The 22,289-nt window shown below is 33.7% G+C and carries 31 protein-coding genes; 6 read left to right on the top strand and 25 right to left on the bottom strand.

Going from position 1 to position 22,289, the window contains the following annotated elements; translation table 11 throughout:
* Positions 1 to 2 precede the first annotated feature (2 nt).
* From rplO to rpsL, 24 genes are all read right to left on the bottom strand, one after another.
* Positions 3 to 455, bottom strand: a complete 453-nt coding sequence (rplO, locus tag Q0935_RS13320; RefSeq protein WP_299254137.1) for a 50S ribosomal protein L15 — start codon at positions 453 to 455, stop codon at positions 3 to 5.
* Positions 456 to 468: 13 nt separating this feature from the next.
* Positions 469 to 651: a 50S ribosomal protein L30 gene (gene rpmD / locus Q0935_RS13325; protein WP_055435718.1), complete on the bottom strand. Its 183-nt coding sequence runs from the start codon at positions 649 to 651 to the stop codon at positions 469 to 471.
* Between the two features lie 11 nt (positions 652 to 662).
* The gene (gene rpsE, locus Q0935_RS13330) at positions 663 to 1,187 is read right to left on the bottom strand and encodes a 30S ribosomal protein S5 (RefSeq protein ID WP_055435717.1); all 525 of its coding nucleotides are present in this window, start codon (positions 1,185 to 1,187) and stop codon (positions 663 to 665) included.
* A 6-nt stretch (positions 1,188 to 1,193) separates the two neighbouring features.
* A complete protein-coding gene (rplR, locus tag Q0935_RS13335; RefSeq protein ID WP_299254130.1) occupies positions 1,194 to 1,550 on the bottom strand; it encodes a 50S ribosomal protein L18 in 357 nt (118 codons plus the stop codon).
* Positions 1,551 to 1,560: 10 nt separating this feature from the next.
* Positions 1,561 to 2,103: a 50S ribosomal protein L6 gene (gene rplF, locus Q0935_RS13340; RefSeq protein WP_299254127.1), complete on the bottom strand. Its 543-nt coding sequence runs from the start codon at positions 2,101 to 2,103 to the stop codon at positions 1,561 to 1,563.
* Positions 2,104 to 2,122: 19 nt separating this feature from the next.
* Positions 2,123 to 2,521 carry a 30S ribosomal protein S8 gene (gene rpsH / locus Q0935_RS13345; RefSeq protein ID WP_055446727.1) on the bottom strand — a complete coding sequence of 133 codons (399 nt, stop codon included), beginning with the start codon at positions 2,519 to 2,521 and terminating at the stop codon, positions 2,123 to 2,125.
* 60 nt (positions 2,522 to 2,581) lie between these two features.
* Entirely contained in the window at positions 2,582 to 2,851 is a 270-nt protein-coding gene (rpsN, locus tag Q0935_RS13350) for a 30S ribosomal protein S14 (RefSeq protein WP_299254120.1), read from the bottom strand.
* Positions 2,852 to 2,854: 3 nt separating this feature from the next.
* Complete coding sequence (gene rplE, locus Q0935_RS13355; protein ID WP_299254117.1) at positions 2,855 to 3,406, bottom strand: 50S ribosomal protein L5; 552 nt, start codon at positions 3,404 to 3,406, stop codon at positions 2,855 to 2,857.
* Positions 3,407 to 3,408: 2 nt separating this feature from the next.
* Positions 3,409 to 3,720, bottom strand: a complete 312-nt coding sequence (rplX, locus tag Q0935_RS13360; RefSeq protein WP_034061899.1) for a 50S ribosomal protein L24 — start codon at positions 3,718 to 3,720, stop codon at positions 3,409 to 3,411.
* A 13-nt stretch (positions 3,721 to 3,733) separates the two neighbouring features.
* Complete coding sequence (gene rplN, locus Q0935_RS13365) at positions 3,734 to 4,102, bottom strand: 50S ribosomal protein L14 (RefSeq protein ID WP_013869034.1); 369 nt, start codon at positions 4,100 to 4,102, stop codon at positions 3,734 to 3,736.
* A 2-nt stretch (positions 4,103 to 4,104) separates the two neighbouring features.
* Entirely contained in the window at positions 4,105 to 4,362 is a 258-nt protein-coding gene (rpsQ, locus tag Q0935_RS13370) for a 30S ribosomal protein S17 (protein WP_013869035.1), read from the bottom strand.
* Between the two features lie 12 nt (positions 4,363 to 4,374).
* Positions 4,375 to 4,566, bottom strand: coding sequence for a 50S ribosomal protein L29 (rpmC, locus tag Q0935_RS13375; protein ID WP_013869036.1), 192 nt, complete (start codon positions 4,564 to 4,566; stop codon positions 4,375 to 4,377).
* Positions 4,567 to 4,579: 13 nt separating this feature from the next.
* Entirely contained in the window at positions 4,580 to 4,999 is a 420-nt protein-coding gene (gene rplP, locus Q0935_RS13380; protein ID WP_055435711.1) for a 50S ribosomal protein L16, read from the bottom strand.
* 20 nt (positions 5,000 to 5,019) lie between these two features.
* Complete coding sequence (rpsC, locus tag Q0935_RS13385) at positions 5,020 to 5,742, bottom strand: 30S ribosomal protein S3 (RefSeq protein WP_055435710.1); 723 nt, start codon at positions 5,740 to 5,742, stop codon at positions 5,020 to 5,022.
* A 7-nt stretch (positions 5,743 to 5,749) separates the two neighbouring features.
* Positions 5,750 to 6,157: a 50S ribosomal protein L22 gene (gene rplV / locus Q0935_RS13390; RefSeq protein ID WP_055435709.1), complete on the bottom strand. Its 408-nt coding sequence runs from the start codon at positions 6,155 to 6,157 to the stop codon at positions 5,750 to 5,752.
* 6 nt (positions 6,158 to 6,163) lie between these two features.
* Entirely contained in the window at positions 6,164 to 6,442 is a 279-nt protein-coding gene (gene rpsS / locus Q0935_RS13395; RefSeq protein WP_100996944.1) for a 30S ribosomal protein S19, read from the bottom strand.
* Positions 6,443 to 6,445: 3 nt separating this feature from the next.
* Positions 6,446 to 7,270 (bottom strand): 50S ribosomal protein L2, encoded by an 825-nt coding sequence (rplB, locus tag Q0935_RS13400; protein ID WP_055435707.1) that lies wholly within the window; start codon positions 7,268 to 7,270, stop codon positions 6,446 to 6,448.
* An 11-nt stretch (positions 7,271 to 7,281) separates the two neighbouring features.
* On the bottom strand, positions 7,282 to 7,572 hold the full coding sequence (rplW, locus tag Q0935_RS13405) for a 50S ribosomal protein L23 (RefSeq protein WP_055435706.1): 291 nt from the start codon (positions 7,570 to 7,572) through the stop codon (positions 7,282 to 7,284).
* A gap of 8 nt (positions 7,573 to 7,580) precedes the next feature.
* On the bottom strand, positions 7,581 to 8,210 hold the full coding sequence (rplD, locus tag Q0935_RS13410; protein ID WP_055435705.1) for a 50S ribosomal protein L4: 630 nt from the start codon (positions 8,208 to 8,210) through the stop codon (positions 7,581 to 7,583).
* Positions 8,210 to 8,827, bottom strand: coding sequence for a 50S ribosomal protein L3 (rplC, locus tag Q0935_RS13415; protein ID WP_299254085.1), 618 nt, complete (start codon positions 8,825 to 8,827; stop codon positions 8,210 to 8,212). Before rplC ends, rplD begins: the two co-directional genes overlap by 1 nt.
* A gap of 124 nt (positions 8,828 to 8,951) precedes the next feature.
* Entirely contained in the window at positions 8,952 to 9,257 is a 306-nt protein-coding gene (rpsJ, locus tag Q0935_RS13420; protein WP_007650482.1) for a 30S ribosomal protein S10, read from the bottom strand.
* 12 nt (positions 9,258 to 9,269) lie between these two features.
* The gene (gene fusA / locus Q0935_RS13425; protein WP_299254082.1) at positions 9,270 to 11,396 is read right to left on the bottom strand and encodes an elongation factor G; all 2,127 of its coding nucleotides are present in this window, start codon (positions 11,394 to 11,396) and stop codon (positions 9,270 to 9,272) included.
* Positions 11,397 to 11,402: 6 nt separating this feature from the next.
* Positions 11,403 to 11,879, bottom strand: coding sequence for a 30S ribosomal protein S7 (gene rpsG, locus Q0935_RS13430; protein WP_055435702.1), 477 nt, complete (start codon positions 11,877 to 11,879; stop codon positions 11,403 to 11,405).
* Positions 11,880 to 11,901: 22 nt separating this feature from the next.
* Complete coding sequence (gene rpsL, locus Q0935_RS13435) at positions 11,902 to 12,276, bottom strand: 30S ribosomal protein S12 (protein ID WP_013869047.1); 375 nt, start codon at positions 12,274 to 12,276, stop codon at positions 11,902 to 11,904.
* 179 nt (positions 12,277 to 12,455) lie between these two features.
* On the opposite strand from rpsL, the gene Q0935_RS13440 reads away from it, so the two are divergent.
* From Q0935_RS13440 to rlmB, 6 genes are all read left to right on the top strand, one after another.
* A complete protein-coding gene (locus tag Q0935_RS13440; RefSeq protein WP_299387108.1) occupies positions 12,456 to 14,150 on the top strand; it encodes a hypothetical protein in 1,695 nt (564 codons plus the stop codon).
* A gap of 118 nt (positions 14,151 to 14,268) precedes the next feature.
* On the top strand, positions 14,269 to 17,334 hold the full coding sequence (locus Q0935_RS13445; RefSeq protein ID WP_299254071.1) for a SusC/RagA family TonB-linked outer membrane protein: 3,066 nt from the start codon (positions 14,269 to 14,271) through the stop codon (positions 17,332 to 17,334).
* A gap of 10 nt (positions 17,335 to 17,344) precedes the next feature.
* A complete protein-coding gene (locus tag Q0935_RS13450) occupies positions 17,345 to 18,838 on the top strand; it encodes a SusD/RagB family nutrient-binding outer membrane lipoprotein (protein ID WP_299254068.1) in 1,494 nt (497 codons plus the stop codon).
* Between the two features lie 14 nt (positions 18,839 to 18,852).
* Positions 18,853 to 19,695, top strand: coding sequence for a hypothetical protein (locus tag Q0935_RS13455; RefSeq protein ID WP_299254065.1), 843 nt, complete (start codon positions 18,853 to 18,855; stop codon positions 19,693 to 19,695).
* A gap of 23 nt (positions 19,696 to 19,718) precedes the next feature.
* Positions 19,719 to 20,567 (top strand): hypothetical protein, encoded by an 849-nt coding sequence (locus tag Q0935_RS13460; RefSeq protein ID WP_299254062.1) that lies wholly within the window; start codon positions 19,719 to 19,721, stop codon positions 20,565 to 20,567.
* Positions 20,568 to 20,635: 68 nt separating this feature from the next.
* The gene (gene rlmB / locus Q0935_RS13465; protein ID WP_299254059.1) at positions 20,636 to 21,370 is read left to right on the top strand and encodes a 23S rRNA (guanosine(2251)-2'-O)-methyltransferase RlmB; all 735 of its coding nucleotides are present in this window, start codon (positions 20,636 to 20,638) and stop codon (positions 21,368 to 21,370) included.
* Positions 21,371 to 21,372: 2 nt separating this feature from the next.
* Here rlmB and Q0935_RS13470 read toward each other — a convergent pair whose 3' ends face one another.
* Entirely contained in the window at positions 21,373 to 22,125 is a 753-nt protein-coding gene (locus Q0935_RS13470; RefSeq protein ID WP_299254056.1) for a rhomboid family intramembrane serine protease, read from the bottom strand.
* Between the last annotated feature and the right edge of the window lie 164 nt (positions 22,126 to 22,289).

Consider the following 22,289-nt stretch of genomic DNA (forward strand, 5'->3'; position numbering starts at 1 on the left):
TCTTATAAAGTTGCAGCTTCTCCACCAGCAGCTTCAATAGCAGCTTTTGCAGTAGCAGTAAATTTATGTGCAGTTACAGTTAACTTCGTTTTTAACTCTCCTCTTCCTAAGATTTTAACTAGCTCATTTTTACCAGCTAAACCTAAAGAAACAATTGTTTCAAAATCTAAAGTATCCTTAATTTTCTTATCATCAACTAATTTTTGTAAAGTATCTAAGTTAATACCTTGATGTTCTTTACGGTTGATATTTGTAAAACCAAACTTAGGTACACGTCTTTGAAGTGGCATTTGACCACCTTCAAAACCAACCTTCTTAGAATAACCAGAACGAGATTTTGCTCCTTTGTGACCACGTGTAGCAGTACCACCTTTACCAGAACCTTGTCCTCTACCTATTCTTTTTCCTTGGTTTTTTACTGAACCTTCTGCAGGTTTTAAATTACTTAAATTCATTTTTCAGTATATGTTATTTAGCTCCTTCTACAGAAACTAAGTGATTAACTTTTCTAATCATTCCTAAAATATTAGGAGTGTCTTCGTGCTCTATAGTTTGTCCCACCTTCTTTAATCCTAAAGCTAACAATGTTAGCTTTTGTCTTTTAGTACGGTTGATCGCGCTCTTAACTTTCGTTACTTTTATCTTTGCCATTTCTGTAAATATTAACCGTTAAAAACTTTCTCTAAAGATATACCTCTTTCACGAGCAATAGTTTGAGCACTTCTTAACTGCAATAATGCATCAAAAGTAGCTTTTACTACGTTATGTGGATTAGAAGATCCTTGAGATTTAGATAATACATCGTGAACTCCAACTGCTTCTAATACAGCTCTCACAGCTCCACCAGCAATTACTCCTGTACCAGGAGCTGCAGGGATGATGTTTACTCGTCCTCCACCGTATTTACCTTTTTGTTCGTGAGGTAAAGTTCCATTTATAATAGGAATACGTACAAGGTTCTTTTTAGCATCTTCAATAGCTTTTGCGATTGCACTAGCTACATCTTTTGATTTTCCTAAACCATGACCTACCACACCTGCTTCATCACCAACCACAACGATTGCTGAAAATCCAAATGCTCTACCACCTTTTGTTACTTTAGTAACTCTTTGCACACCAATTAAACGATCTTTAAGATCTAACCCACTTGGTTTTACTAACTCTGCGCTTCTGTATTTTTTATACATAATTTCTTAGAATTTAAGTCCTGCTTCTCTAGCTCCTTCAGCTAATGATTTTACTCTACCATGATATAAATAACCACCTCTATCAAAAGCGATAGTATTTATTCCAGCTTTAATTGCTTTTTCGGCTATTGACTTCCCTACTAATGTAGCGGCATCACTTTTGTTACCTTTTACAGAACTAATATCTTTATCTCTTGAAGATGAAGCTGCTAAAGTTTTACCAGTAACATCATCAACAACTTGAGCATAAATTTCTTTATTACTTCTAAAAACAGCTAATCTAGGTCTAGCTTCTGTACCAGAAACAACCTTACGAATTCTGCTTTTAATTCTTAGTCTTTTTTCGTTTTTTGTTAACTTCATAACTTAATTATTATGCTGATTTACCAGCTTTTCTTCTTAGTATTTCACCTACAAACTTAACTCCTTTACCTTTATAAGGCTCTGGTGGTCTAAATCCGCGAATTTTCGCAGCTACTTGTCCAACAAGTTGTTTGTCATGAGATGTTAACTTAATGATTGGATTTTTACCTTTATCTGAAACTGTTTCCACTTTCACTTCTGGTGCAACACTTAATACAATGTTGTGAGAAAAACCTAAAGCTAACTCTAATCTGTTACCTTGGTTACTTGCTCTATATCCTACTCCTACTAGCTCAAGCTCTTTTGTCCATCCTTTAGAAACACCATCAATCATATTATTGACAAGTGATCTATATAAACCGTGCTTTGCTTTACTTTCCTTATTGTCTGAAGGACGTGTTACTAACACATTTCCTTCTTCAATTTTAACTTCTACAGTATCGTAAGATTGAGATAATTCTCCTAACTTACCTTTTACTGTAATAACGTTATCTTTTACATCTATAGTAACTCCTTCTGGAATTGCCACTGGATTATTTCCTATTCTTGACATCTCTTTCTTGTTTTATAGATTAGTAAACGTAACATAAAACTTCACCACCAACATTCTCACGCTGAGCTTGCTTTCCTGTCATTACTCCGTGAGAAGTAGAAACAATTGCAATACCCAAACCGTTAAGGATACGAGGTAGTTCTGTTGAACTAGAATACTTACGTAAACCAGGCTTACTGATTCTTTGTAACTTTCTAATTACTGGTTCTTTAGTTTCTTTATTGTACTTAAGGGCAATTTTAATTGTTCCTTGTACTGAAGAATCATCGAACTTGTAACTTAAAATATATCCTTGATCGAATAATATTTTAGTTATGTCCTTTTTTAAATTTGATGCAGGAATTTCCACTACTCTATGGTTAGCACGCACTGCGTTTCTAACTCTTGTAAGGAAATCTGCAATTGGATCTGTATACATATATATTAATTTGCGGACTTGGTTTTCACAATATCGTGAACCTTAGACCAATTTAAAATTTTACCAACTTGCTTTTCTAACGCCTGGTATTAAACCTTGGTTAGCCATTTCTCTAAATGTAACACGAGAAATACCAAATGTACGCATGTAACCTTTTGGTCTTCCTGTTAACTTACATCTATTATGCATACGAACTGGAGATGCATTTTTAGGTAACTTTTGTAATGCTTCATAATCGCCAGCTGCTTTTAAAGCTTTACGTTTTTCTGCATATTTCGCTACTGTTTTAGCTCTTTTCACCTCGCGGGCTTTCATTGATTCTTTAGCCATAACTTAGTTTTTTTGAAAAGGTAAACCTAATTCTGTTAATAATGATTTTGCTTCTTTATCAGTTTCTGCAGAAGTTACAAATGTAATATCCATACCAGAAATTCTATTGATTTTGTCAATATCTAATTCTGGGAATATTATTTGCTCAGTAATTCCTAAATTGTAATTACCTCTTCCATCAAAACCTTTTGCTTTAATACCACTGAAATCTCTAACACGTGGTAAAGCAGAAGTTACTAAACGGTCTAAAAATTCGTACATTCTTTCTCCTCTTAACGTAACCATAGCACCAATTGGCATACCTTTACGTAATTTGAAAGCTGCAACATCCTTTTTAGACAAAGTAGCTATCGCTTTCTGTCCTGTTATAGTTGTTAACTCGTCTAATGCGTAGTCAACTAATTTCTTATCTGCAACTGCAGCACCTACTCCTCTAGATAATACTATCTTTGTAAGTTTAGGTACTTGCATTACATTACTATAACCAAATTCTTCTGTAAGAGCTGCAACTACTTTGCTTTTATACTCTTCTTTAAGTCTAGGTGAATATGCCATAACTATATTACTTCGTTTGATTTTTTTGAAAATCTTACTTTCTTTCCGTCTTCCATTCTATATCCTATTCTTGTAGCTTCTCCTTTAGAAGTTAACAATGATAAGTTTGAAATTTGGATAGGAGCTTCTTTTTCAACGATTCCTCCTTGAGGACTTTGTGCACTTGGTTTAGTATGTTTCTTTACCATGTTCACGCCCTCAACGATCGCCTTGTTCTTATCGGCTAATACTTTTTGTACTTTACCTTCTGATCCTTTATGATCTCCAGCAATTACTTTTACAGTATCTCCAGATTTTATTTTAAGCTTTGTCATCTTTATAAATGTCTTAAAGCACTTCTGGTGCTAATGATACAATTTTCATGAATTGTTTATCACGAAGTTCTCTAGCAACAGGTCCAAATACACGTGTTCCTCTCATTTCACCCGTTGGGTTTAAAAGTACACAAGCATTGTCATCGAATCTAATATAAGATCCATCTGGACGTCTTACTTCTTTTTTAGTACGTACAACTACTGCTGTAGAGACTGCTTTTTTCTTAATGTTTCCATTAGGAGTTGCATCTTTTACAGAAACAACAACTTTATCACCTACAGAAGCATATCTTCTTTTAGTACCACCTAAAACGCGGATTACTAAAACCTCTTTTGCTCCAGTGTTATCTGCTACTTTTATTCTTGATTCTTGTTGTACCATAATTACTTCGCTCTTTCAATTATTTCAACTAATCTCCAACATTTAGATTTAGATAAAGGTCTTGTTTCCATGATCTTTACTGTATCTCCAATGTTACAGTCGTTTGTTTCGTCGTGTGCTACGTATTTTTTCGTTTTTAAAACGAATTTTCCGTACATAGGATGTTTTACTTTTTTTACTTCGGCAACAACGATTGATTTCATCATTTTGTTACTAGTAACTACTCCTATACGTTCTTTTCTTAAGTTTCTTTTTTCCATCTTTCAGCAGAATTATTGTAATTCTCTTTTAGTTAATTCCGTTGCCAATCTTGCTACATCTCTTCTTACAGAACGTAATTGGATTGGGTTATCTAAAGGAGATATTGCATGTGCCATTTTTAGGTCTGAATAACTCTTCTTTGTTTCACTAAGTTTCTCTTGTAACTCAGCTACAGATAATTCTTTAATTTCTGATTGTTTCATAATATCAAATAAATTATGCTTCGTAATCTCTAGCGATTAAAAACTTTGTTTTTACAGGTAATTTTTGTGCTGCTAAACGTAATGCTTCTTTTGCTACGTCTAATGGCACACCTCCTATTTCAAAAAGGACTCTACCTGGTTTTACTACTGCTGCCCAATATTCTACGGCACCCTTACCTTTACCCATACGTACTTCAAGAGGTTTCTTTGTAATTGGCTTATCTGGAAATATTTTAATCCAAAGTTGCCCTTCTCTTTTCATGTGACGTGTAGCTGCGATACGTGCTGCTTCTATTTGACGCGAAGTTAAAAAGTTCGAGTCTAGTGATTTTATTCCAAAAGTTCCGTTTGATAGTTGGTGCCCTCTTCCGGCATTACCTTTCATACGTCCTTTTTGTTGCTTACGAAATTTTGTTCTTTTAGGCTGTAACATTTTTCTTGTTCTTTAAAAAATTACTTTCTACGACGAGATTGATTCTTATTATCTCTTCCGCCTCGTCCACCTTTTCCTTGCTTCTTAGATAATCCAACAAGAGGAGAAAGTTCTCTTTTACCATATACTTCACCTTTCATGATCCATACTTTAACACCCAATCTACCATAAGTAGTATGTGCCTCAACTAAAGCATAATCAATATCGGCTCTAAATGTAGATAAAGGTATACGTCCATCTTTGTAGTGTTCAGAACGTGCCATTTCAGCTCCATTTAAACGACCACTAATTTGGATTTTAATCCCTTCAGCGTTCATACGCATAGTAGCAGCAATAGCCATCTTAATTGCACGTCTATATGAAATTCTATTTTCAATTTGACGAGCGATACTTGTTCCTACTAAAAACGCATCTAATTCAGGTCTTTTAATCTCAAAGATATTGATCTGAACTTCTTTACCTGTAATTTTCTTAAGTTCTTCTTTTAACTTGTCTACCTCTTGACCGCCTTTTCCGATAATAATACCAGGTCTAGCAGTTGTGATAGTAACGGTTACAAGCTTTAAAGTTCTCTCAATTATTACTCTACTTACACTAGCTTTTGATAAACGTGCGTGAACATACTCTCTGATTTTATAATCTTCAGCAAGTTTGTCTCCATAATCGTTACCTCCGTACCAGTTAGATTCCCATCCTCTGATAATTCCTAAGCGATTTCCGATTGGATTTGTCTTTTGTCCCATATCTATCTTAGCTTTGTGTATTATTGTTAGCTCCAACTACGATTGTTACGTGGTTAGAACGCTTTCTTATTCTGTGTGCACGACCTTGAGGTGCTGGACGCAATCTTTTTAACATAGATCCTCCGTCAACTCTAATCTCTTTAACAAAAAGTTCAGCTTCTTCTATAGATGCATCTTCGTTTTTTGCTTGCCAGTTTGCAATTGCAGATACTAACAATGTTTCTAAACGTTTTGATGCTTCCTTAGAACTAAACTTTAATATGTTAAGTGCTTTTTCCACGCGTTCACCTCTTACTAAATCGGCTACTAAACGCATTTTTCTCGGTGATGTAGGACAGTTATTAAGTTTAGCAAAAGCAATTTGCTTTTTACCTTCCTTAATAGCGTCTGCCATTTGTTTTTTACGACTTCCCATAGCTTACTACTTTTTACCTTTATTTTTAGCACCAGCGTGACCTCTAAAAGATCTTGTTGGTGAAAATTCTCCTAATTTATGACCTACCATGTTCTCAGTAACATATACTGGAACAAATTGACGTCCATTGTGTACTGCTATTGTTTGACCAACAAAATCTGGAGTAATCATACTTGCTCTTGACCAAGTTTTGATTACTGTTTTTTTGTTGTTTTCAACGTTAGTAGCAACTTTCTTCTCTAATTTATAATGAACGTAAGGTCCTTTTTTTAATGATCTTGCCATGTCTTATTTTTTTCTACGTTCGATTATATATTTATTACTTGCTTTAGTTTTAGAACGAGTTCTAAATCCTTTAGCAGGTATACCGTTTCTTGAACGTGGATGTCCTCCAGAAGATTTACCTTCACCACCACCCATTGGGTGATCGACTGGATTCATTACAACTGGTCTAGTTCTTGGTCTTCTACCTAACCATCTTGATCTACCTGCTTTACCTGAAACTAACAATTGGTGATCTGAATTAGATACTACTCCAATTGTAGCCATACAAGTAACCAAGATTAATCTTGTCTCACCTGAAGGTAATTTTACAGTTGCAAATCTACCATCTCTTGCCATTAATTGAGCAAAAGCACCAGCACTACGAGCCATAACAGCTCCTTGCCCTGGACGTAACTCTATACAAGAAATGATTGTACCTAATGGTATGTTTGCTAAAGGCATTGCATTTCCAATTTCTGGATCTACATTTTCACCTGAAACAATAGTTTGTCCAACTTGCAAACCATTTTGAGCAATGATATAAGTTTTCTCACCATCTTGGTAATTTAATAATGCGATAAACGCTGTACGGTTAGGATCATATTGAATTGAAGCAACTTCAGCAGGAATACCTGCTTTAGTTCTCTTAAAATCGATAATACGATACCTTTTCTTATGACCACCACCTTTGTAGCGCATAGTCATACGACCTTGACTGTTTCTACCACCTGAACGTTTTTTCGGAGCTAATAAACTTTTCTCCGGCTTATCAGTTGTAATGGCGTCAAATCCATTTACAACTCTAAATCGCTGTCCTGGTGTGATTGGTTTTAATTTTCTTACTGACATTTGTCTTTTAATTACATGTTAGTGTATAAATCAATTATCTCACCTTCCGCCAGTTGTACTATCGCTTTTTTCTTTGCGTTAGTTTTACCATGTTGAATACCAGTTTTTGTAAACTTAGTACTTCTATCTGGACGGACATTTATAGTACGAACTTTTTCAACAGAAACTCCATAAGCAGCTTCCACTGCTTTTTTAATTTCTACCTTGTTCGCCTTTGTTTTCACGAAGAAACTGAAACAGTTGTTTAATTCACTGTTTGCAGTAGCTTTTTCTGTGATTATAGGTTTAATTAAGATACTCATTTTGTTTCTTATTTACTTAGATTCGTTACAATTCCTTCTAAAGCTCCTTCTAAAAGCACTACTCGATTTGCATTTAAAATCTTGTAAGTGCTTAATTCTGAAGACATTACTACTTCAGAGCCTTTTAAATTGCGTGACGACAAATATACATTATTATTCGTAGCACCCAACACAAAGAGTGTTTTTTTGTTTTGTAAGTCTAAAGCTTTCAAAATATTAGTGAAATTTTTAGTCTTTGGAGAATCAAAACTGAAGTCTTCTAAAACAACAATTGCTTCTTCACTTGCCTTAATACTAAAAGCTGATTTACGAGCTAATCTCTTAAGATTTTTATTAAGTTTGATTGAATAACTTCTAGGTCTTGGTCCGAACATACGTCCACCTCCTCTAAAAACACCCGACTTAATAGAACCTGCACGAGCTGTACCTGTTCCTTTTTGTTTTTTAATCTTACGTGTTGATCCAGTAATCTCAGCTCTTTCTTTGGATTTGTGAGTACCTTGTCTTTGGTTTGCTAAATATTGTTTAACATCCAAATACACTGCATGATTATTAGGCTCAATAGCAAAAACATCGCTAGAAAGGTCTGCCTTTCTACCTGTTTCTTTTCCGTTTATATCTAAAACTGCTACTTTCATTATTTTCTAATAATTACATAAGCGTTTTTATGGCCAGGAACACATCCTTTAACCACAAGTAGATTCTTTTCAGCAACTACCTTTAAAACTCTTAAATTTTGAACTTTTATAGTGTCTCCACCCATTCTTCCTGCCATCTTCATTCCTTTAAAGACTCTTGCTGGATAAGATGCAGCTCCAATAGATCCTGGCGCTCTTAAACGGTTATGTTGACCGTGAGTAGCTTGACCTACACCACCGAAACCATGACGTTTTACAACACCTTGAAATCCTTTACCTTTTGATGTTCCTGCAACATCAACAAATTCACCTTCTTTAAAGTGATCCACAGTGATTGCATCACCTAATTTGTACTCCTCATCAAAATCTTGAAATTCTACGATTTTGCGTTTTACAGAAGTTCCTGCTTTTTTCACGTGACCTAAGTCCGCTTTAGTAGCACTTTTTTCTGTCGCGTCATCGAAACCAAGTTGAATAGCTGTATAGCCGTCAACCTCTTCAGTTCTGACTTGGGTAACGATACATGGTCCAGCTTCGATTACTGTACATGGAATGTTTTTTCCATTTTCATCGAAGATGCTGGTCATACCGATTTTTTTTCCAATTAACCCAGACATAATTATTATTTATTTGTTATTATTATATATTAAAAAACATTCAAGGCCGAAAATACGTTTCAGCCTTGAATTGTATTTTTCCGTTTTTCCTTCGCACGCAGCTTAGGACATGTAAAGTTTAAACTTAAACTTTGATTTCTACTTCAACACCACTTGGCAACTCTAATTTCATTAGAGCATCAATAGTTTTAGAAGATGAAGAGTAAATATCTAATAATCTCTTGTAAGAGCTTAATTGAAATTGTTCTCTCGACTTCTTATTAACGTGAGGTGAACGTAATACAGTGAAAATTTTCTTGTGTGTTGGTAATGGAATAGGTCCAGTTACAACAGCTCCAGTACTCTTTACTGTTTTTACAATCTTATCAGCAGACTTGTCTACTAAGTTATGATCGTAAGACTTTAATTTTATTCTAATTTTTTGACTCATTTTCTTAACTTTTTAAGATTGTTCTCCTTTAGCTGCTTTAATAACATCTATAGAAATATTTGAAGGTGTCTCTGCATAATGTGAAAACTCCATTGTTGAAGTTGCACGTCCTGAAGATAATGTTCTTAATGTAGTTACATAACCAAACATCTCTGATAATGGCACAGTAGCTTTTACAGTTTTTGCACCAGCTCTATCTCCCATATCACTTACTTGACCTCTTCTTCTATTTAAATCACCTACAATATCACCCATGTTTTCTTCTGGTGTGATAACTTCTAGCTTCATAATAGGCTCCATGATAACAGCTTTAGCAGCTTTAGCACAGTTTTTAAATCCTAATTTTGCAGCTAATTCGAAAGATAATTGATCTGAATCCACATCGTGATATGAACCATCTCTTAATGTTACTTTCATAGCATCAACTTCGAAACCTGCTAGAGGTCCGTTAACCATTGCCATTTTAAATCCTTTTTCAATAGAAGGTATAAATTCTTTAGGAACATTACCACCTTTTATAACAGATTCAAATTGTAATCCGATAACACCTTCATCTGCAGGTTCAACTGTAAATACAATATCAGCGAATTTACCACGACCACCAGATTGTTTTTTATAAACTTCTCTATGATCAGCTGATTGTGTAATAGCTTCTTTATATTCAACTTGAGGTTGACCTTGATTAACTTCAACGTTAAATTCACGTCTTAAACGATCTACAATAACATCAAGGTGAAGTTCACCCATACCTGATATAATAGTTTGTCCTGAAGCTTCATCTGAACGTACTGTAAAAGTAGGATCTTCTTCAGCTAATTTAGCTAAACCAATACCTAATTTATCTACATCTGCTTTAGTTTTAGGCTCAACCGCAATACCAATTACTGGATCAGGGAAGTCCATAGACTCTAAAACAATAGGATGATCTTGATCTGAAAGTGTATCTCCTGTTTTGATAGATTTAAATCCAACAGCAGCTCCAATATCTCCAGCTTCTATATAATCAATTGCATTTTGCTTATTAGCATGCATTTGATAGATACGTGAGATACGTTCTTTTTTACCTGAACGATTATTTAAAACATAAGAACCAGCATCAAGACGTCCTGAATAAGCTCTAAAGAAAGCTAAACGACCTACGAAAGGATCTGTAGCAATTTTAAACGCTAAAGCAGCAAAAGGCTCCTTTACACTAGGCTTACGAATTTCTTCTTTATCTGTATTTGGGTTAACACCAACAATACCTTCCTTATCCATTGGAGAAGGCAAGTAACGACATACAGCATCTAATAAGAACTGAACACCTTTGTTTTTAAATGCAGAACCACAAATCATTGGAATGATTGCCATATCCATTACAGCAGCTCTAAGTGCCTTATGCACTTCTTCTTCTGTAATAGAATCTTCATCTTCCATGAATTTTTCTAAAAGATTCTCATCATAACTTGCTACTTCTTCAATTAAAAGTGCACGATATTTACGAGCTTCTTCTTTCATATCCTCAGGGATTTCGATTACATCGAAAGTTGCTCCTTGAGTTTCATCGTGCCATACAATAGCACGGTTTTTTACTAAGTCAATAATACCTTTAAAATCTTCTTCATCACCAATGTTCAAAACAATTGGCACTGCGTTAGATTTTAACATATCTTTTACTTGCTGACAAACACCTAAAAAGTCTGATCCTTGACGGTCCATTTTATTAACGAAACCAATTCTTGGCACTTTATAGTTATCTGCTAATCTCCAGTTAGTCTCAGACTGAGGCTCAACACCATCAACTGCACTAAATAAAAAAACTAAACCATCTAATACACGTAAAGATCTATTTACTTCTACAGTAAAATCTACGTGACCAGGAGTATCAATAATATTGAAATGATAATCCATTGTATCTGGAGTAGACTCAGCATTTTCTAATGGAAACTTCCATGTACAAGTTGTAGCTGCAGATGTAATAGTAATACCACGCTCCTGCTCTTGCTCCATCCAGTCCATTGTAGCAGCACCATCGTGTACTTCACCAATTTTATGTGAAACTCCTGTATAATAAAGAACACGCTCTGTTGTTGTTGTTTTACCAGCATCAATATGAGCAGCAATTCCTATATTTCTTGTGAATTTTAAATCTCTTGCCATTTCTTATTAAAATCTAAAGTGAGAGAATGCTTTGTTTGCTTCAGCCATCTTGTGAGTATCAACTCTTTTCTTAACCGCCGCTCCTTCTTCTTTAGCTGCTGCTAAAACCTCAGATGCTAAACGTTGTGCCATAGACTTTTCGTTTCTTTTTCTTGAATAACTAATTAGCCATTTCATTGCTGTAGAAACCTTACGATCTGCACGTATAGGGTTTGGAATTTGAAATGTTGCTCCACCAACTCTACGACTACGTACTTCTACGTGAGGCATAACGTTAGACAATGCTTCTTTCCAGATTTCCAAAGCTGTTTTTTCTTCGTCTGTTTTCTTAGACTCTACGATATCTATTGCATCGTAAAATACTTTGAAAGCTACTGACTTTTTACCATCCCACATCATCATGTTTACAAAACGAGTCACTAACTGATCGTTAAAACGAGGATCTGGCAAAAGCGGTCTTTTTTTCGCTGCTCTTTTTCTCATGTCTTCTTAAAGTTTTTTAAAATTACTTCTTAGGGCGTTTAGCACCATACTTAGATCTACGTTGCGTACGACCATCGACACCTGCGGTATCTAATGCTCCACGTACAATGTGGTATCTAACTCCTGGTAAATCTTTTACCCTTCCACCTCTAACCAATACTATCGAGTGCTCTTGTAGATTGTGTCCCTCTCCACCAATGTATGCATTAACCTCGTTACCGTTTGTTAAACGAACCCTCGCTACCTTACGCATTGCTGAGTTAGGTTTTTTTGGAGTCGTCGTATAAACACGAGTACACACACCACGTCTTTGCGGACAAGAATCTAAAGCAGCCGATTTACTCTTCTTGGTTATTTTGGCTCTTCCTTTTCTTACTAATTGTGAAATTGTTGGCATATATCTTAATATATAAATTTAATTGACCTCTTTTAAGAGGGCTGCAAATGTAGAAATTTATTTTTGAATTTCAAACCCTAATAGATTAATTTTCAATACTTTTTTAAATTTCTCAATTTGAATATATTATATGTTTAGTTTTTCCGTTAGATTTACGCTATATAAAACAGTTTTAAATCGTGCAAAAATACATCACCATCCTAATATTATTTTACTGTTTTTTTAACTCAGAATTGTTTGCTCAAAATTTAAATCTAAAAATCATCGGAGCAAATAGCTATGAAACTGAAATTATTGATGATTTTGATTACAATAAAAATCACACAGACTATAATTCTATTTCTAATGAGGGAGATTTAATACAACAACAAATAATTGAAAATGGATACATTGAAAGTATCCGTTATGCAAACAAAAAAATAAACGATAGTACATTTCAAATAAAATTTCAACTTAATTCAAAATATGAAAATATTGAAATAGAATATAATAAGTCAGAATTAATCGAAAACATAATAAATTCTGTTTCTGAAAAAAGTTTCGAAAATCATTTTACAGTACCATTTCTAAATATTGAAGAAACACTCCTATTAATTAATACAAAATTGGCTAATAATGGTTTTCCATTTACAAAAACTAGACTCTCAGAAATAACCATTAAAAACAAAAATACTTTAGCTGCATACCTTATTATTGAAAAGGATGGAAAAAAGCGAAGTTTAGATAAAATCATTATTAAAGGATATGAAAAATTTCCGGAATCTTATTTAAAAAGGTTTTTAAAGATAGAGCCTGAAAAAACATTTAATATTGAAACAATAAAATCTAAACTGAATGCATTAGATAATTTACGATTTGCACAACAAACCAAAGAACCCGAAATTTTATTCACGAAAGATTCTACATCCTTATATATATACCTCCAAAAATCACAAAGCAATACTTTTGATGGTTTTCTAGGATTTAGTACTAATGAGGAAACAAATAAAATAGATTTTAATGGCTATATAGACCTAGAGTTAAACAATAACCTTAATTACGGAGAGACTTTCAATATACTTTATAAAAGTGACGAAAGTGAGCAAAAGAATTTCGAGGCAACTATTAATATGCCTTATTTATTTTCATCTCCGATTGGCACCGAATTTTCATTAAAAATTTTAAAAAGAGATAGCTCTTTTACATCTGTAAATCAAAAAGCAAATGTATTTTACCAAATGAATTCGAAAAACAAGCTTTTTTTAGGTTTAGAAGCCACTGAATCCAGCAACCTACTAAATGAGGAAATAAACACTGAAATACAAGACTACAAAACTAAACTTTACAATCTAAAATATGTTTTTGAAAACAGCCAAAACCGTAATTCTTTATTTCAAACTAAAAGTTTTACATCAATAGAGCTAGGTATTGGAAATCGTAAAATAAAAATAAACAGTGAAAAGCAAGAAAAATTAGAAGTTCATGCATTTCATAGCTTTTACTTAAACAACAAAAATAGCCTTTACACAAGAATAAAAGCCTCCATACTAAACTCTAATACATATCTAGAAAACGAACTCTTTAGGTTTGGCGGTATAAATTCTATTAGAGGCTTTCAGGAAAACAGCATATTAGCTAACCAATACCTAGTGTTCAACACAGAATACAGATACCATTTAAGCAACAATATATATGCACACACTATACTAGATTTCTCTAATTTTGAAAACAAGATATCCAACATAAAAGAAAATCTTTACGGGTTTGGTTTTGGTTTTGGAGTAAAAACTAAAGCAGGATTGTTAAAATTTAATTTCGCAAACGGAAAAACAGAAGCTCAAAACTTTAAATTTTCAAACAGTAAAATCCACATCAGTTTAGTATCAATTTTCTAGCATTACTTCTTAAAAAATTCTTTTTTTTCAAAAAAAATTGAAATTTTAACCATTAATTATTGTTTTATTAACTTTTTATTATGATTTTTGACACAGACTAATTCAAATAAAATATAAAATGAAAACAAAGTTTAGTGGAATTTTAACGCTATTACTAGCGTTTGTTGTGCAACTCACGTTCGCACAAGGAAAAACAATTTCAGGTACCATCTCCGATGGAGACAATCTACCGTTACCTGGAGTAAATGTTCTTGTTAAAGGTACTAGCAATGGTACTACAACAGATTTTGACGGTAAATATTCAATTTCAGCAAATACAGGAGATGTTCTTGTATTCTCTTACGTTGGTAACACAGTGGAAGAGACTGTAGGTTCTGAAAGTAATATCAGCTTTATTATGCAGGAAAATGCATTAGAAGAAGTTGTAATTACAGCTCTTGGTATCAAAAGGGAGAAAAAAGAACTTGCATATCAAGCAGAATCGATAAAAAGTGACGACTTGATAACTGTTAATCCAACTACTGCCGCTCAAGGTTTAGTAGGTAAAATTTCTGGTTTACAGATTAATGTTCAGGATAACGGTGTAAACCCTTCTTCTCAAGTATTATTAAGAGGACTTCGTTCTATTGGACAAAACAATTCAGCTTTAATTGTAATTGATGGTTCTAGAGCAACTCAAGGTGCGTTTGATGATTTAAACCCGAATGATATTCAAGACATTAACGTTCTTAAAGGTTCTACAGCTGCTGCTCTATACGGGTCAGATGCTGCAAACGGAGCTTTAATTATTACTACAAAAAAAGGTGAAAACAATTCTAAATTTAAAGTTGGTCTTAGATCTACTTCTACTTTTACTGAAGTAGCTTACATGCCAGAATTCCAAACTGAGTACGGTACGGGATGGCAAGGTGAATATGACACTATAGAAAACACGAATTGGGGACCACGTTTTGACGGTGTTGTAAGACAAGTTGGTCCTACTTTTGCTGACGGAAGCTTTCAAGAGCTTGCTTATTCTCCAATTGAAAACAATCTTTTAGATTTCTACGAGACTGGAACAAATTTTCAAAACACTGTTTATTTTAGTGGTGGTGATGAAAATAGCAAGTTTTACATGTCTTTAGGTGATCAAAAATCTGAAGGTATTGTAAAGAGAGATGAGTACAATAGAACTACAATAAGAGTAAATGCTTCTCAGAAATTAGGAGATGTTGAATTATCTTTAAACTCAAGTTTCTTTAGAGACAAAACTAATGTTGTAGGTGGATCTATTGGATCTCAAGACAGACCTTTATACTGGTTCGTACTTAACACACCAGCAAACATTCCATTATCATCTTATTCTGATTGGAGAAATGATTTATACGCATCTCCAGATGGTTACTTTAACGGATACTACCAAAACCCTTACTGGGCAATTGACACTAACAGAGATACAGATCGTACTAATAGAGTTAACGGTAACATCCAAGCATCTTGGGAAGCTGCAGAATGGTTAAATATTACTGCTCGTTTTGGATTAAACAATGCTTCTGGTACTGGTAAAAACTACAGAGCTGTACAAAACTATACTGGCGATTATACAAGACCTGATGCTGTTTCTTCTTTTGTTACAGATAGTGAATTCCAATCTACTATTTATACAACTGATTTAATTGCTAATGCAGATTTTAACTTATCAGAGGATTTTACATTAAAAGCTATTGTTGGTGCTACTAACTATACTTCTAAGTTTAGAAATAGTACTCTTACTGCAAACAACTTAAGTATTCAAGGTTTTTATGATATTTCTAATGGTACAGGAGAATTAGCTGCAACAGTTGATGAAACTCAATCTAGAACATATGGTTTCTTTGGAGAAGCTACTATAGGATACAAAAAATTCTTATACTTAACAGCTTCAGGAAGACAAGATTACACATCTACTCTTTCTCCTGAAAACAACAGTTATTTCTACCCAGCAATTGGTGTTTCATTTGTAGCATCGGATGCATTTCCAGCAATAAAGGACGGACCTATTGATTTACTTAAAGTTTCTGCAAATAACTCTACGGTATATAACGATTTACCTATCTACCAAATTAATGAGCGTTTTCAACAATCTGCTTCTTTCCCATTCGGAACAACAAATGGTTTCTTTGTATCTCCAACAGCTGTTGATGCAGATATTAAGAAAGAGAAAATTAACGCAACAGAATTTGGTTTAAATGTATCTATGTTTAGAGGTCGCCTAACATTAGATGGTGCATATTCTAAAACAGTTATTACAGATAACATTGTAAGTACAACTCCTTCTGTAGCTTCAGGTTCTGGCGCTTATTTAACAAACATTGGAGAATTAGAAAACACTTCTTTAGATTTCACTCTTGGTGCGGTTGTAATAAAAACAGATGGTGGATTTAATTGGAATACTAATATTACTTATTCTGCTGCTGAAACTGTAGTAAATACAATTGGACAAGGAGTTTCAAGTGTAAACCTTGGTTCTAATATTTATGCAATTGAAGGTTCTGCTTTCCCACAAATACAAGCTACTTCTTACGAAAGAGATCCTCAAGGAAGAATTATTGTAGATGCTGCAAATGGTAACCCATTAGTTGGTGGATTGAAAGAATTAGGAAAAACAACTCCTGATTATGTTATTGGTATGACTAATGCATTTTCTTACAAAGGATTTACATTATCTGGTACTTTAGATTACAGAACTGGACATGTTTACTATTCTCAATTAGCAGATGCTATGGAATTTACAGGTAGATCTTTAGAGAGTGTTTCTAGTAACAGACAAGATTTCGTATTACCAAACTCTGTAATCAATACAGGTACGGCTGCAAATCCAGTATATGTTGCTAACACAAACATTCCTGTAACAGGTGGTAGACAAAGTTATTGGACAGATACTTATAATGATATTAAAGAAAACTATGTAAGAGATGCTACAGCGGTTAAATTACGTGAACTTGCATTAAACTATAGTTTACCAAGCGATATTATTAAAAATTTAAAGTTATCTAGAGTTACTATTGGTATAGTAGGAAGAAATCTTGTTACTTGGTTACCTGCTGAAAATAGATTCTCTGATCCAGAATTTAACAACAGTAATACTAACGCAATTGGTACTGGTGGATATTTCCAGTCTCCTCCTACACGTTCTTACGGTGTTAACTTAAATATTGAATTCTAAAAAAAAAATAATGATGAAAAATATAAAGAAATTATTAATGTTATGTTTTGCTTCTGTAGCATTATACTCTTGTAGTGAAAGCTATTTAGATGTAAATACAGATCCAAACAATCCTACAGAAGTAGGTCCAGAATTAATACTTCCGGTTGCGCAAGTATATACTGCCAATAATTTATTTGGTAATAGATCAGCGAATACGTTAGGTAACATGTTGATGTATAACTGGAGTCAAAGTGATGGTTTTTCTTGGTACTACGATGAATTCGAATACCAAGCAGATGCAACTTTTTATGGTGGAATTTTTAACCAAGCTTATGGTTCTACTTTAAAGCAATACCATGCACTTACTACCTTAGAAGGTGCTGAATTTGCAAACTACAATGCTATTGGTGAAATCATGAAAGCGTTACAGTTTCAAATATTAGTAGATGCTTATGGTGACATCCCTTATTCAGAAGCTTTACAAAGAGGAGAAAACCCAACTCCAAAATATGATGATGCTGAAGCAATTTACGATGATTTAATTGTAAAATTAACTCAAGCAATTGCGACTATTAATAATGCTGGTGCTTCTGCATTAGTTCCTTCTGCAGACGATACGATGTTTGGAGGAGACATGGATAACTGGAAAAAATTTGCTAATACTATTAAATTAAGAATATTAGTTAGACAATCTGGTATGGCATCTAAAGCAGCATACATTGCTACTGAAATGAATGTTATTACAAACGAAGGTTCTGGTTTTATTACTAGTGATGTTGTAAACAACCCTGGTTATTTAAATGAAGAAGGTAAACAAAGTCCGTTTTATGCTGATTTTGGTTTAACTGTTTCTGGAGAAACTCAAAACAACGGTCAAGCAACATCTGCTTCAGATTTTGCAGTAGCTACATTAGATGGTTTTAATGATGCTAGAATAGATTTCATATATGCTTTACCTGTTGATCCATTAGGAGCTCCTGGTGAACATGTTGGTGTGCCACAAGGTATCTTAAATTATCCTAGTGATAATTCTTTAGAACCTGAGCACGTTTCTCTTTTAGGACCTGGAATATTAATTGATTCTACTCAAGATGCTCCAATTTTCACACTTACTGAAGCTTTATTCTTACAGTCTGAAGCAGCTTTCAAATCTATATTAGTTGGAAATGCACAAGCTTTATATGAAGCAGGTGTTACTGCATCTTTCGAAAGATTAGGAGCTACAGGAGCAGCTACTTACTTAACTCAAGGTATTCCTAATACTGGTTGGAATGCATCTACAGATAAGTTAGAGGCTATTATCACTCAAAAGTGGATTGCTTTAAACGGAATTAACGGATTTGAGTCTTGGATAGAATATAACAGAACTGGATTCCCAGCTAACTTACCTGTATCTATGTTAGCAACAACTGCTGATAGACCTGTAAGATTAGCTTATCCTAATAGTGAAATATCTTCAAATTCAGGAAATTTACCATCACAGCCTAACGTATTTACAGATAAAATCTTTTGGGCTAACTAAAAAAAAAAATCAATATGAAAAATTATAAAATATTAAGTCTATTATTATTATTCTTTGTCGCAACTTCTTGTTTAGTTGATGATGAAGTAGAATCTGATAGCTACGGAGACGCTAAAGACCTTGCAGGTTTTACATCTTCAACACGTTCTTTAAGTGGTGTTACTAATGGAGACGAATATAACTTCAACATTAACTTAGAAAGAGTTGGACCTTCTCTTACATCTGCAACAAGTAATGTTGCAATGTCTGTAACGGTAGACCCTACTTCTACTACTGCAATAGAAGGTGTACACTATACATTAGGTGCGACTTCTACTACTTTAGAAGCAAGTAACAACTATGTTGGAAACTTACCTATAACTATGCTTACTACTGGTATTGTAGCTCCTTTAGCTGAAAATCCAGTTTTAAAATTAAACATAGTTAGCGTAGATGGTGATTCTAACGTAATTTTAAATGGAAGTAAATCAAGTATCGAAATTACTTTTGTATACCAATGTTTCGCAGATTTATCTGGAACTTACATGGTAACAAATGATTTCTGTGCTCCTTCATTTACAACAACTATCTCTTCAGATGGTGCTGGTGGATGGTACATAGGTAGTGCTGATGGTGGTTTCTTACACCAATGTACAGGTAATACTACTTTACTAAATGCAGGAACAATTGTAGAGTTATGTGGAGACATTCTTCCTTCAGGTGATCTTGACTTTGGTACTGGAGGTTCTGGTAACGGAATTGGAGATGTATTAGGTGGTACTTGGGATGCTGTTAATGGTGTTTTAGTATTAAATAACCAAGATGTATTTTTTACTGGTGGACCATACTTATGGACGTCAACTTACACTAGACTATAAATAAATTTAGAAAAACATTTATTATGAAAAAAATTAAAAAATTATTATTCTTAACTTGTTTGTCTGTAAGTATTTTTGCTTGTGATGACGCAAGAGATACAAATCAAGAGGCAGAAGGTGTAGTTGGCTTTGACAAAAAAGCAATGGTTTCTGTTACTCCAGATGTTTTATCTGGTGATGTTAATGAAGGTGATGTTATTACCTACACAATTAACATGGATAAGGCTGTTACAGTAAATGTTGGTTTTGTAGCTGTACTTAAAGGAGGAACTGCTGATGCAGCTGATATAACTTTAGGAAGTGCTACAATTTCGAAGTATAATACTTCTACTACAATTTCTGTATCTATAAATGATGATTCATTTCCAGAACTTGATGAAACAGCAATTATTACAATTGAAGCTGATGGTGTAACTAGTGGTTACTCTGTTCACCCAGATAGTAATATTCCTAACTATTCTTACAACATTATTAGCCCAGTTGATCCTAGCGATTTAATAGTTGGATTAGAATGGGATACTACTAGTGCTCCAGATATTGATATGGTTTCTTTTAATGGTACTACAGAATGGGATAATCAAGCTACTGGTGATCATCCAGAAGTAAAAAACTTAGTATGGGGAGTTGACCCAGATGGAACTTACTTTTTAGGTATTGATCCTTACGAAGTTGAAGCTGGTATTACTTCTTTCTCTTACAAGTGGACATTAGGACAACCTGATGGATCTATAACTGTAATCGAAGGAACTTTTGACTATGAAAATAGAGATACTGTATACACTACTGCTGCATCTGCTGCTTTAGGTTCTACTATTTATTTATTAGTACAAGTTGAGAAGACTGGAACTACATATGTAGCAACAGGATTATAATACTTAATTAAAATTTTATTTTAAAGAGCCTGATTTATATCAGGCTCTTTTTTTATACCTTTACACCAATGAAAGATAATACACAAATATTTGGTTTAAGAGCTGTTATTGAAGCTATAAATGCAAACGAAACAATAGATAAGGTGTTTTTACAGAAAGGCCTTAAAGGAGAATTATTTACAGAATTGGAAGGGCTTTTAAGACGAAAAGGAATTAACTCGTCTTATGTTCCTGTAGAGAAACTTAACAGATTAACAAAAAACAACCACCAAGGTGTTGTTGCACAAATTTCTGCAATAGAATTTCATGACTTAGACACTTTAGTAGAAAAAACCATTGAAAGTGGTGTTACTCCCCTATTTCTTCTATTAGATCAAATTAGTGATGTTAGGAATTTTGGCGCAATAATTAGAACCGCAGAATGTACTGGAGTACACGGTATAATTATTCAGAAAAAAGGTGGAGCTCCAGTTAATGGAGATACTATAAAAACAAGTGCTGGTGCTGTATTTAAAGTGCCAATTTGTAAGGTTGACCATATTAAAGATGCTATGTTCCATATGCAATCTTGTGGTATAAAAGTAATTGCAGCTACAGAAAAAACAGACGATACTATTTTTGATGTTTCTTTTAAAGAGCCTTGCGCTATTATTATGGGAAGTGAAGGTCGTGGTATTAATCCTTCTGTTTTAAAACTTGTAGATGCTAAAGCTAAATTACCATTACTTGGTGAGATAGAATCCCTTAACGTTTCTGTTGCTTGTGGTGCTTTTTTATATGAAGCTGTAAGACAACGTCTATAATTTTAATCTTTATTTTCTTTAAATATGTAATTTATTTCTGAAATCTCATTCGAAATTTCAGACGTTTCCGAGAACCATTCATTTACGGGAGATAATTCTATAAAGTTTCCGCTTTCATCAAAGTACTTTAAGAATTCATCTTCTTCATCATTATAGTCTGGTTCTTCCCATTTATATCGCTTTACTTTAACTATTTCTTTCCTAAAAATTAAAGCGAAAACTAGTCCTGCAATCAAACCTGCAGTATGTCCTTCCCAAGATATTTGTTCATCTATAGGAAAAGCATACATAAACATACTGCCATAAATAAAAACTACTACTAACGACAAAGCGATTAGTTTATAATGTCTAGCAAATATGCCTTTGAAAAAGTTGAAACTGAATAACACATAAATTAAACCACTTGCTCCTATATGGTAAGATGGCCTACCTATTAACCATGTTATAAAACCTGAAAGCAAAATGCCATAGATTATCACTTTAAAAGCGATTGGTCTATAAAAATAAAACAAAGCTGAAGACAGCACAAACAAGGGAACCGTATTGGAATATAAATGTTTAATACCTGAATGAATAAATGGACTAAACAAAATACCTCGTAATCCTTTTAAAGTTTGTGGATAGACACCGTACTTGTTAAAACGAAGAGCAAAACGAATTTCGATTGCAAATACCAACCAAATTAGAAGTACAAATAATAATGGATACAAAAGAGTATCTGTCGAAAATGCAAAAGGTTGATGTTGTTTTTTCATATTTTAATAAATATAGCAATTTATAATCCATTTATTAAAAATTGTAACAATGTCAGTTGAATGAAGAATAGAAAGGTTTGTTTGAAATCGTATTGCCTTTTTTTGGCAAAAGATCGAGTGATGAGAGCCTGACTTTTTTGTGAAGTATGAGCAAAAAAGGCACG

It is taken from the genome of uncultured Lacinutrix sp. (genome assembly GCF_947500605.1).
Classification (GTDB): domain Bacteria; phylum Bacteroidota; class Bacteroidia; order Flavobacteriales; family Flavobacteriaceae; genus Lacinutrix.

What these genes read in the sequence shown, in the direction of transcription:
- rplW (WP_055435706.1), bottom strand. Translation starts at nt 7,572, where the DNA reads ATGAGTATCTTAATTAAACCTATAATCACAGAAAAAGCTACTGCAAAC.
- rplC (WP_299254085.1), bottom strand. Translation starts at nt 8,827, where the DNA reads ATGTCTGGGTTAATTGGAAAAAAAATCGGTATGACCAGCATCTTCGAT.
- Q0935_RS13460 (WP_299254062.1), top strand. Translation starts at nt 19,719, where the DNA reads ATGAAAAAAATTAAAAAATTATTATTCTTAACTTGTTTGTCTGTAAGT.
- rpmD (WP_055435718.1), bottom strand. Translation starts at nt 651, where the DNA reads ATGGCAAAGATAAAAGTAACGAAAGTTAAGAGCGCGATCAACCGTACT.
- rplR (WP_299254130.1), bottom strand. Translation starts at nt 1,550, where the DNA reads ATGAAGTTAACAAAAAACGAAAAAAGACTAAGAATTAAAAGCAGAATT.
- Q0935_RS13445 (WP_299254071.1), top strand. Translation starts at nt 14,269, where the DNA reads ATGAAAACAAAGTTTAGTGGAATTTTAACGCTATTACTAGCGTTTGTT.
- rpsE (WP_055435717.1), bottom strand. Translation starts at nt 1,187, where the DNA reads ATGTATAAAAAATACAGAAGCGCAGAGTTAGTAAAACCAAGTGGGTTA.
- rplN (WP_013869034.1), bottom strand. Translation starts at nt 4,102, where the DNA reads ATGGTACAACAAGAATCAAGAATAAAAGTAGCAGATAACACTGGAGCA.
- rplV (WP_055435709.1), bottom strand. Translation starts at nt 6,157, where the DNA reads ATGGGAAGTCGTAAAAAACAAATGGCAGACGCTATTAAGGAAGGTAAA.
- rpsJ (WP_007650482.1), bottom strand. Translation starts at nt 9,257, where the DNA reads ATGAGTCAAAAAATTAGAATAAAATTAAAGTCTTACGATCATAACTTA.
- rpsL (WP_013869047.1), bottom strand. Translation starts at nt 12,276, where the DNA reads ATGCCAACAATTTCACAATTAGTAAGAAAAGGAAGAGCCAAAATAACC.
- Q0935_RS13450 (WP_299254068.1), top strand. Translation starts at nt 17,345, where the DNA reads ATGATGAAAAATATAAAGAAATTATTAATGTTATGTTTTGCTTCTGTA.
- rpsQ (WP_013869035.1), bottom strand. Translation starts at nt 4,362, where the DNA reads ATGGAAAAAAGAAACTTAAGAAAAGAACGTATAGGAGTAGTTACTAGT.
- rpsN (WP_299254120.1), bottom strand. Translation starts at nt 2,851, where the DNA reads ATGGCTAAAGAATCAATGAAAGCCCGCGAGGTGAAAAGAGCTAAAACA.
- rpsG (WP_055435702.1), bottom strand. Translation starts at nt 11,879, where the DNA reads ATGAGAAAAAGAGCAGCGAAAAAAAGACCGCTTTTGCCAGATCCTCGT.
- rplO (WP_299254137.1), bottom strand. Translation starts at nt 455, where the DNA reads ATGAATTTAAGTAATTTAAAACCTGCAGAAGGTTCAGTAAAAAACCAA.
- rplD (WP_055435705.1), bottom strand. Translation starts at nt 8,210, where the DNA reads ATGAAAGTAGCAGTTTTAGATATAAACGGAAAAGAAACAGGTAGAAAG.
- rplF (WP_299254127.1), bottom strand. Translation starts at nt 2,103, where the DNA reads ATGTCAAGAATAGGAAATAATCCAGTGGCAATTCCAGAAGGAGTTACT.
- rpmC (WP_013869036.1), bottom strand. Translation starts at nt 4,566, where the DNA reads ATGAAACAATCAGAAATTAAAGAATTATCTGTAGCTGAGTTACAAGAG.
- Q0935_RS13455 (WP_299254065.1), top strand. Translation starts at nt 18,853, where the DNA reads ATGAAAAATTATAAAATATTAAGTCTATTATTATTATTCTTTGTCGCA.
- rpsS (WP_100996944.1), bottom strand. Translation starts at nt 6,442, where the DNA reads ATGGCAAGATCATTAAAAAAAGGACCTTACGTTCATTATAAATTAGAG.
- rplB (WP_055435707.1), bottom strand. Translation starts at nt 7,270, where the DNA reads ATGTCAGTAAGAAAATTAAAACCAATCACACCAGGACAGCGATTTAGA.
- Q0935_RS13470 (WP_299254056.1), bottom strand. Translation starts at nt 22,125, where the DNA reads ATGAAAAAACAACATCAACCTTTTGCATTTTCGACAGATACTCTTTTG.
- rplX (WP_034061899.1), bottom strand. Translation starts at nt 3,720, where the DNA reads ATGACAAAGCTTAAAATAAAATCTGGAGATACTGTAAAAGTAATTGCT.
- rpsC (WP_055435710.1), bottom strand. Translation starts at nt 5,742, where the DNA reads ATGGGACAAAAGACAAATCCAATCGGAAATCGCTTAGGAATTATCAGA.
- rlmB (WP_299254059.1), top strand. Translation starts at nt 20,636, where the DNA reads ATGAAAGATAATACACAAATATTTGGTTTAAGAGCTGTTATTGAAGCT.
- rplE (WP_299254117.1), bottom strand. Translation starts at nt 3,406, where the DNA reads ATGGCATATTCACCTAGACTTAAAGAAGAGTATAAAAGCAAAGTAGTT.
- rplP (WP_055435711.1), bottom strand. Translation starts at nt 4,999, where the DNA reads ATGTTACAGCCTAAAAGAACAAAATTTCGTAAGCAACAAAAAGGACGT.
- fusA (WP_299254082.1), bottom strand. Translation starts at nt 11,396, where the DNA reads ATGGCAAGAGATTTAAAATTCACAAGAAATATAGGAATTGCTGCTCAT.
- rpsH (WP_055446727.1), bottom strand. Translation starts at nt 2,521, where the DNA reads ATGTATACAGATCCAATTGCAGATTTCCTTACAAGAGTTAGAAACGCA.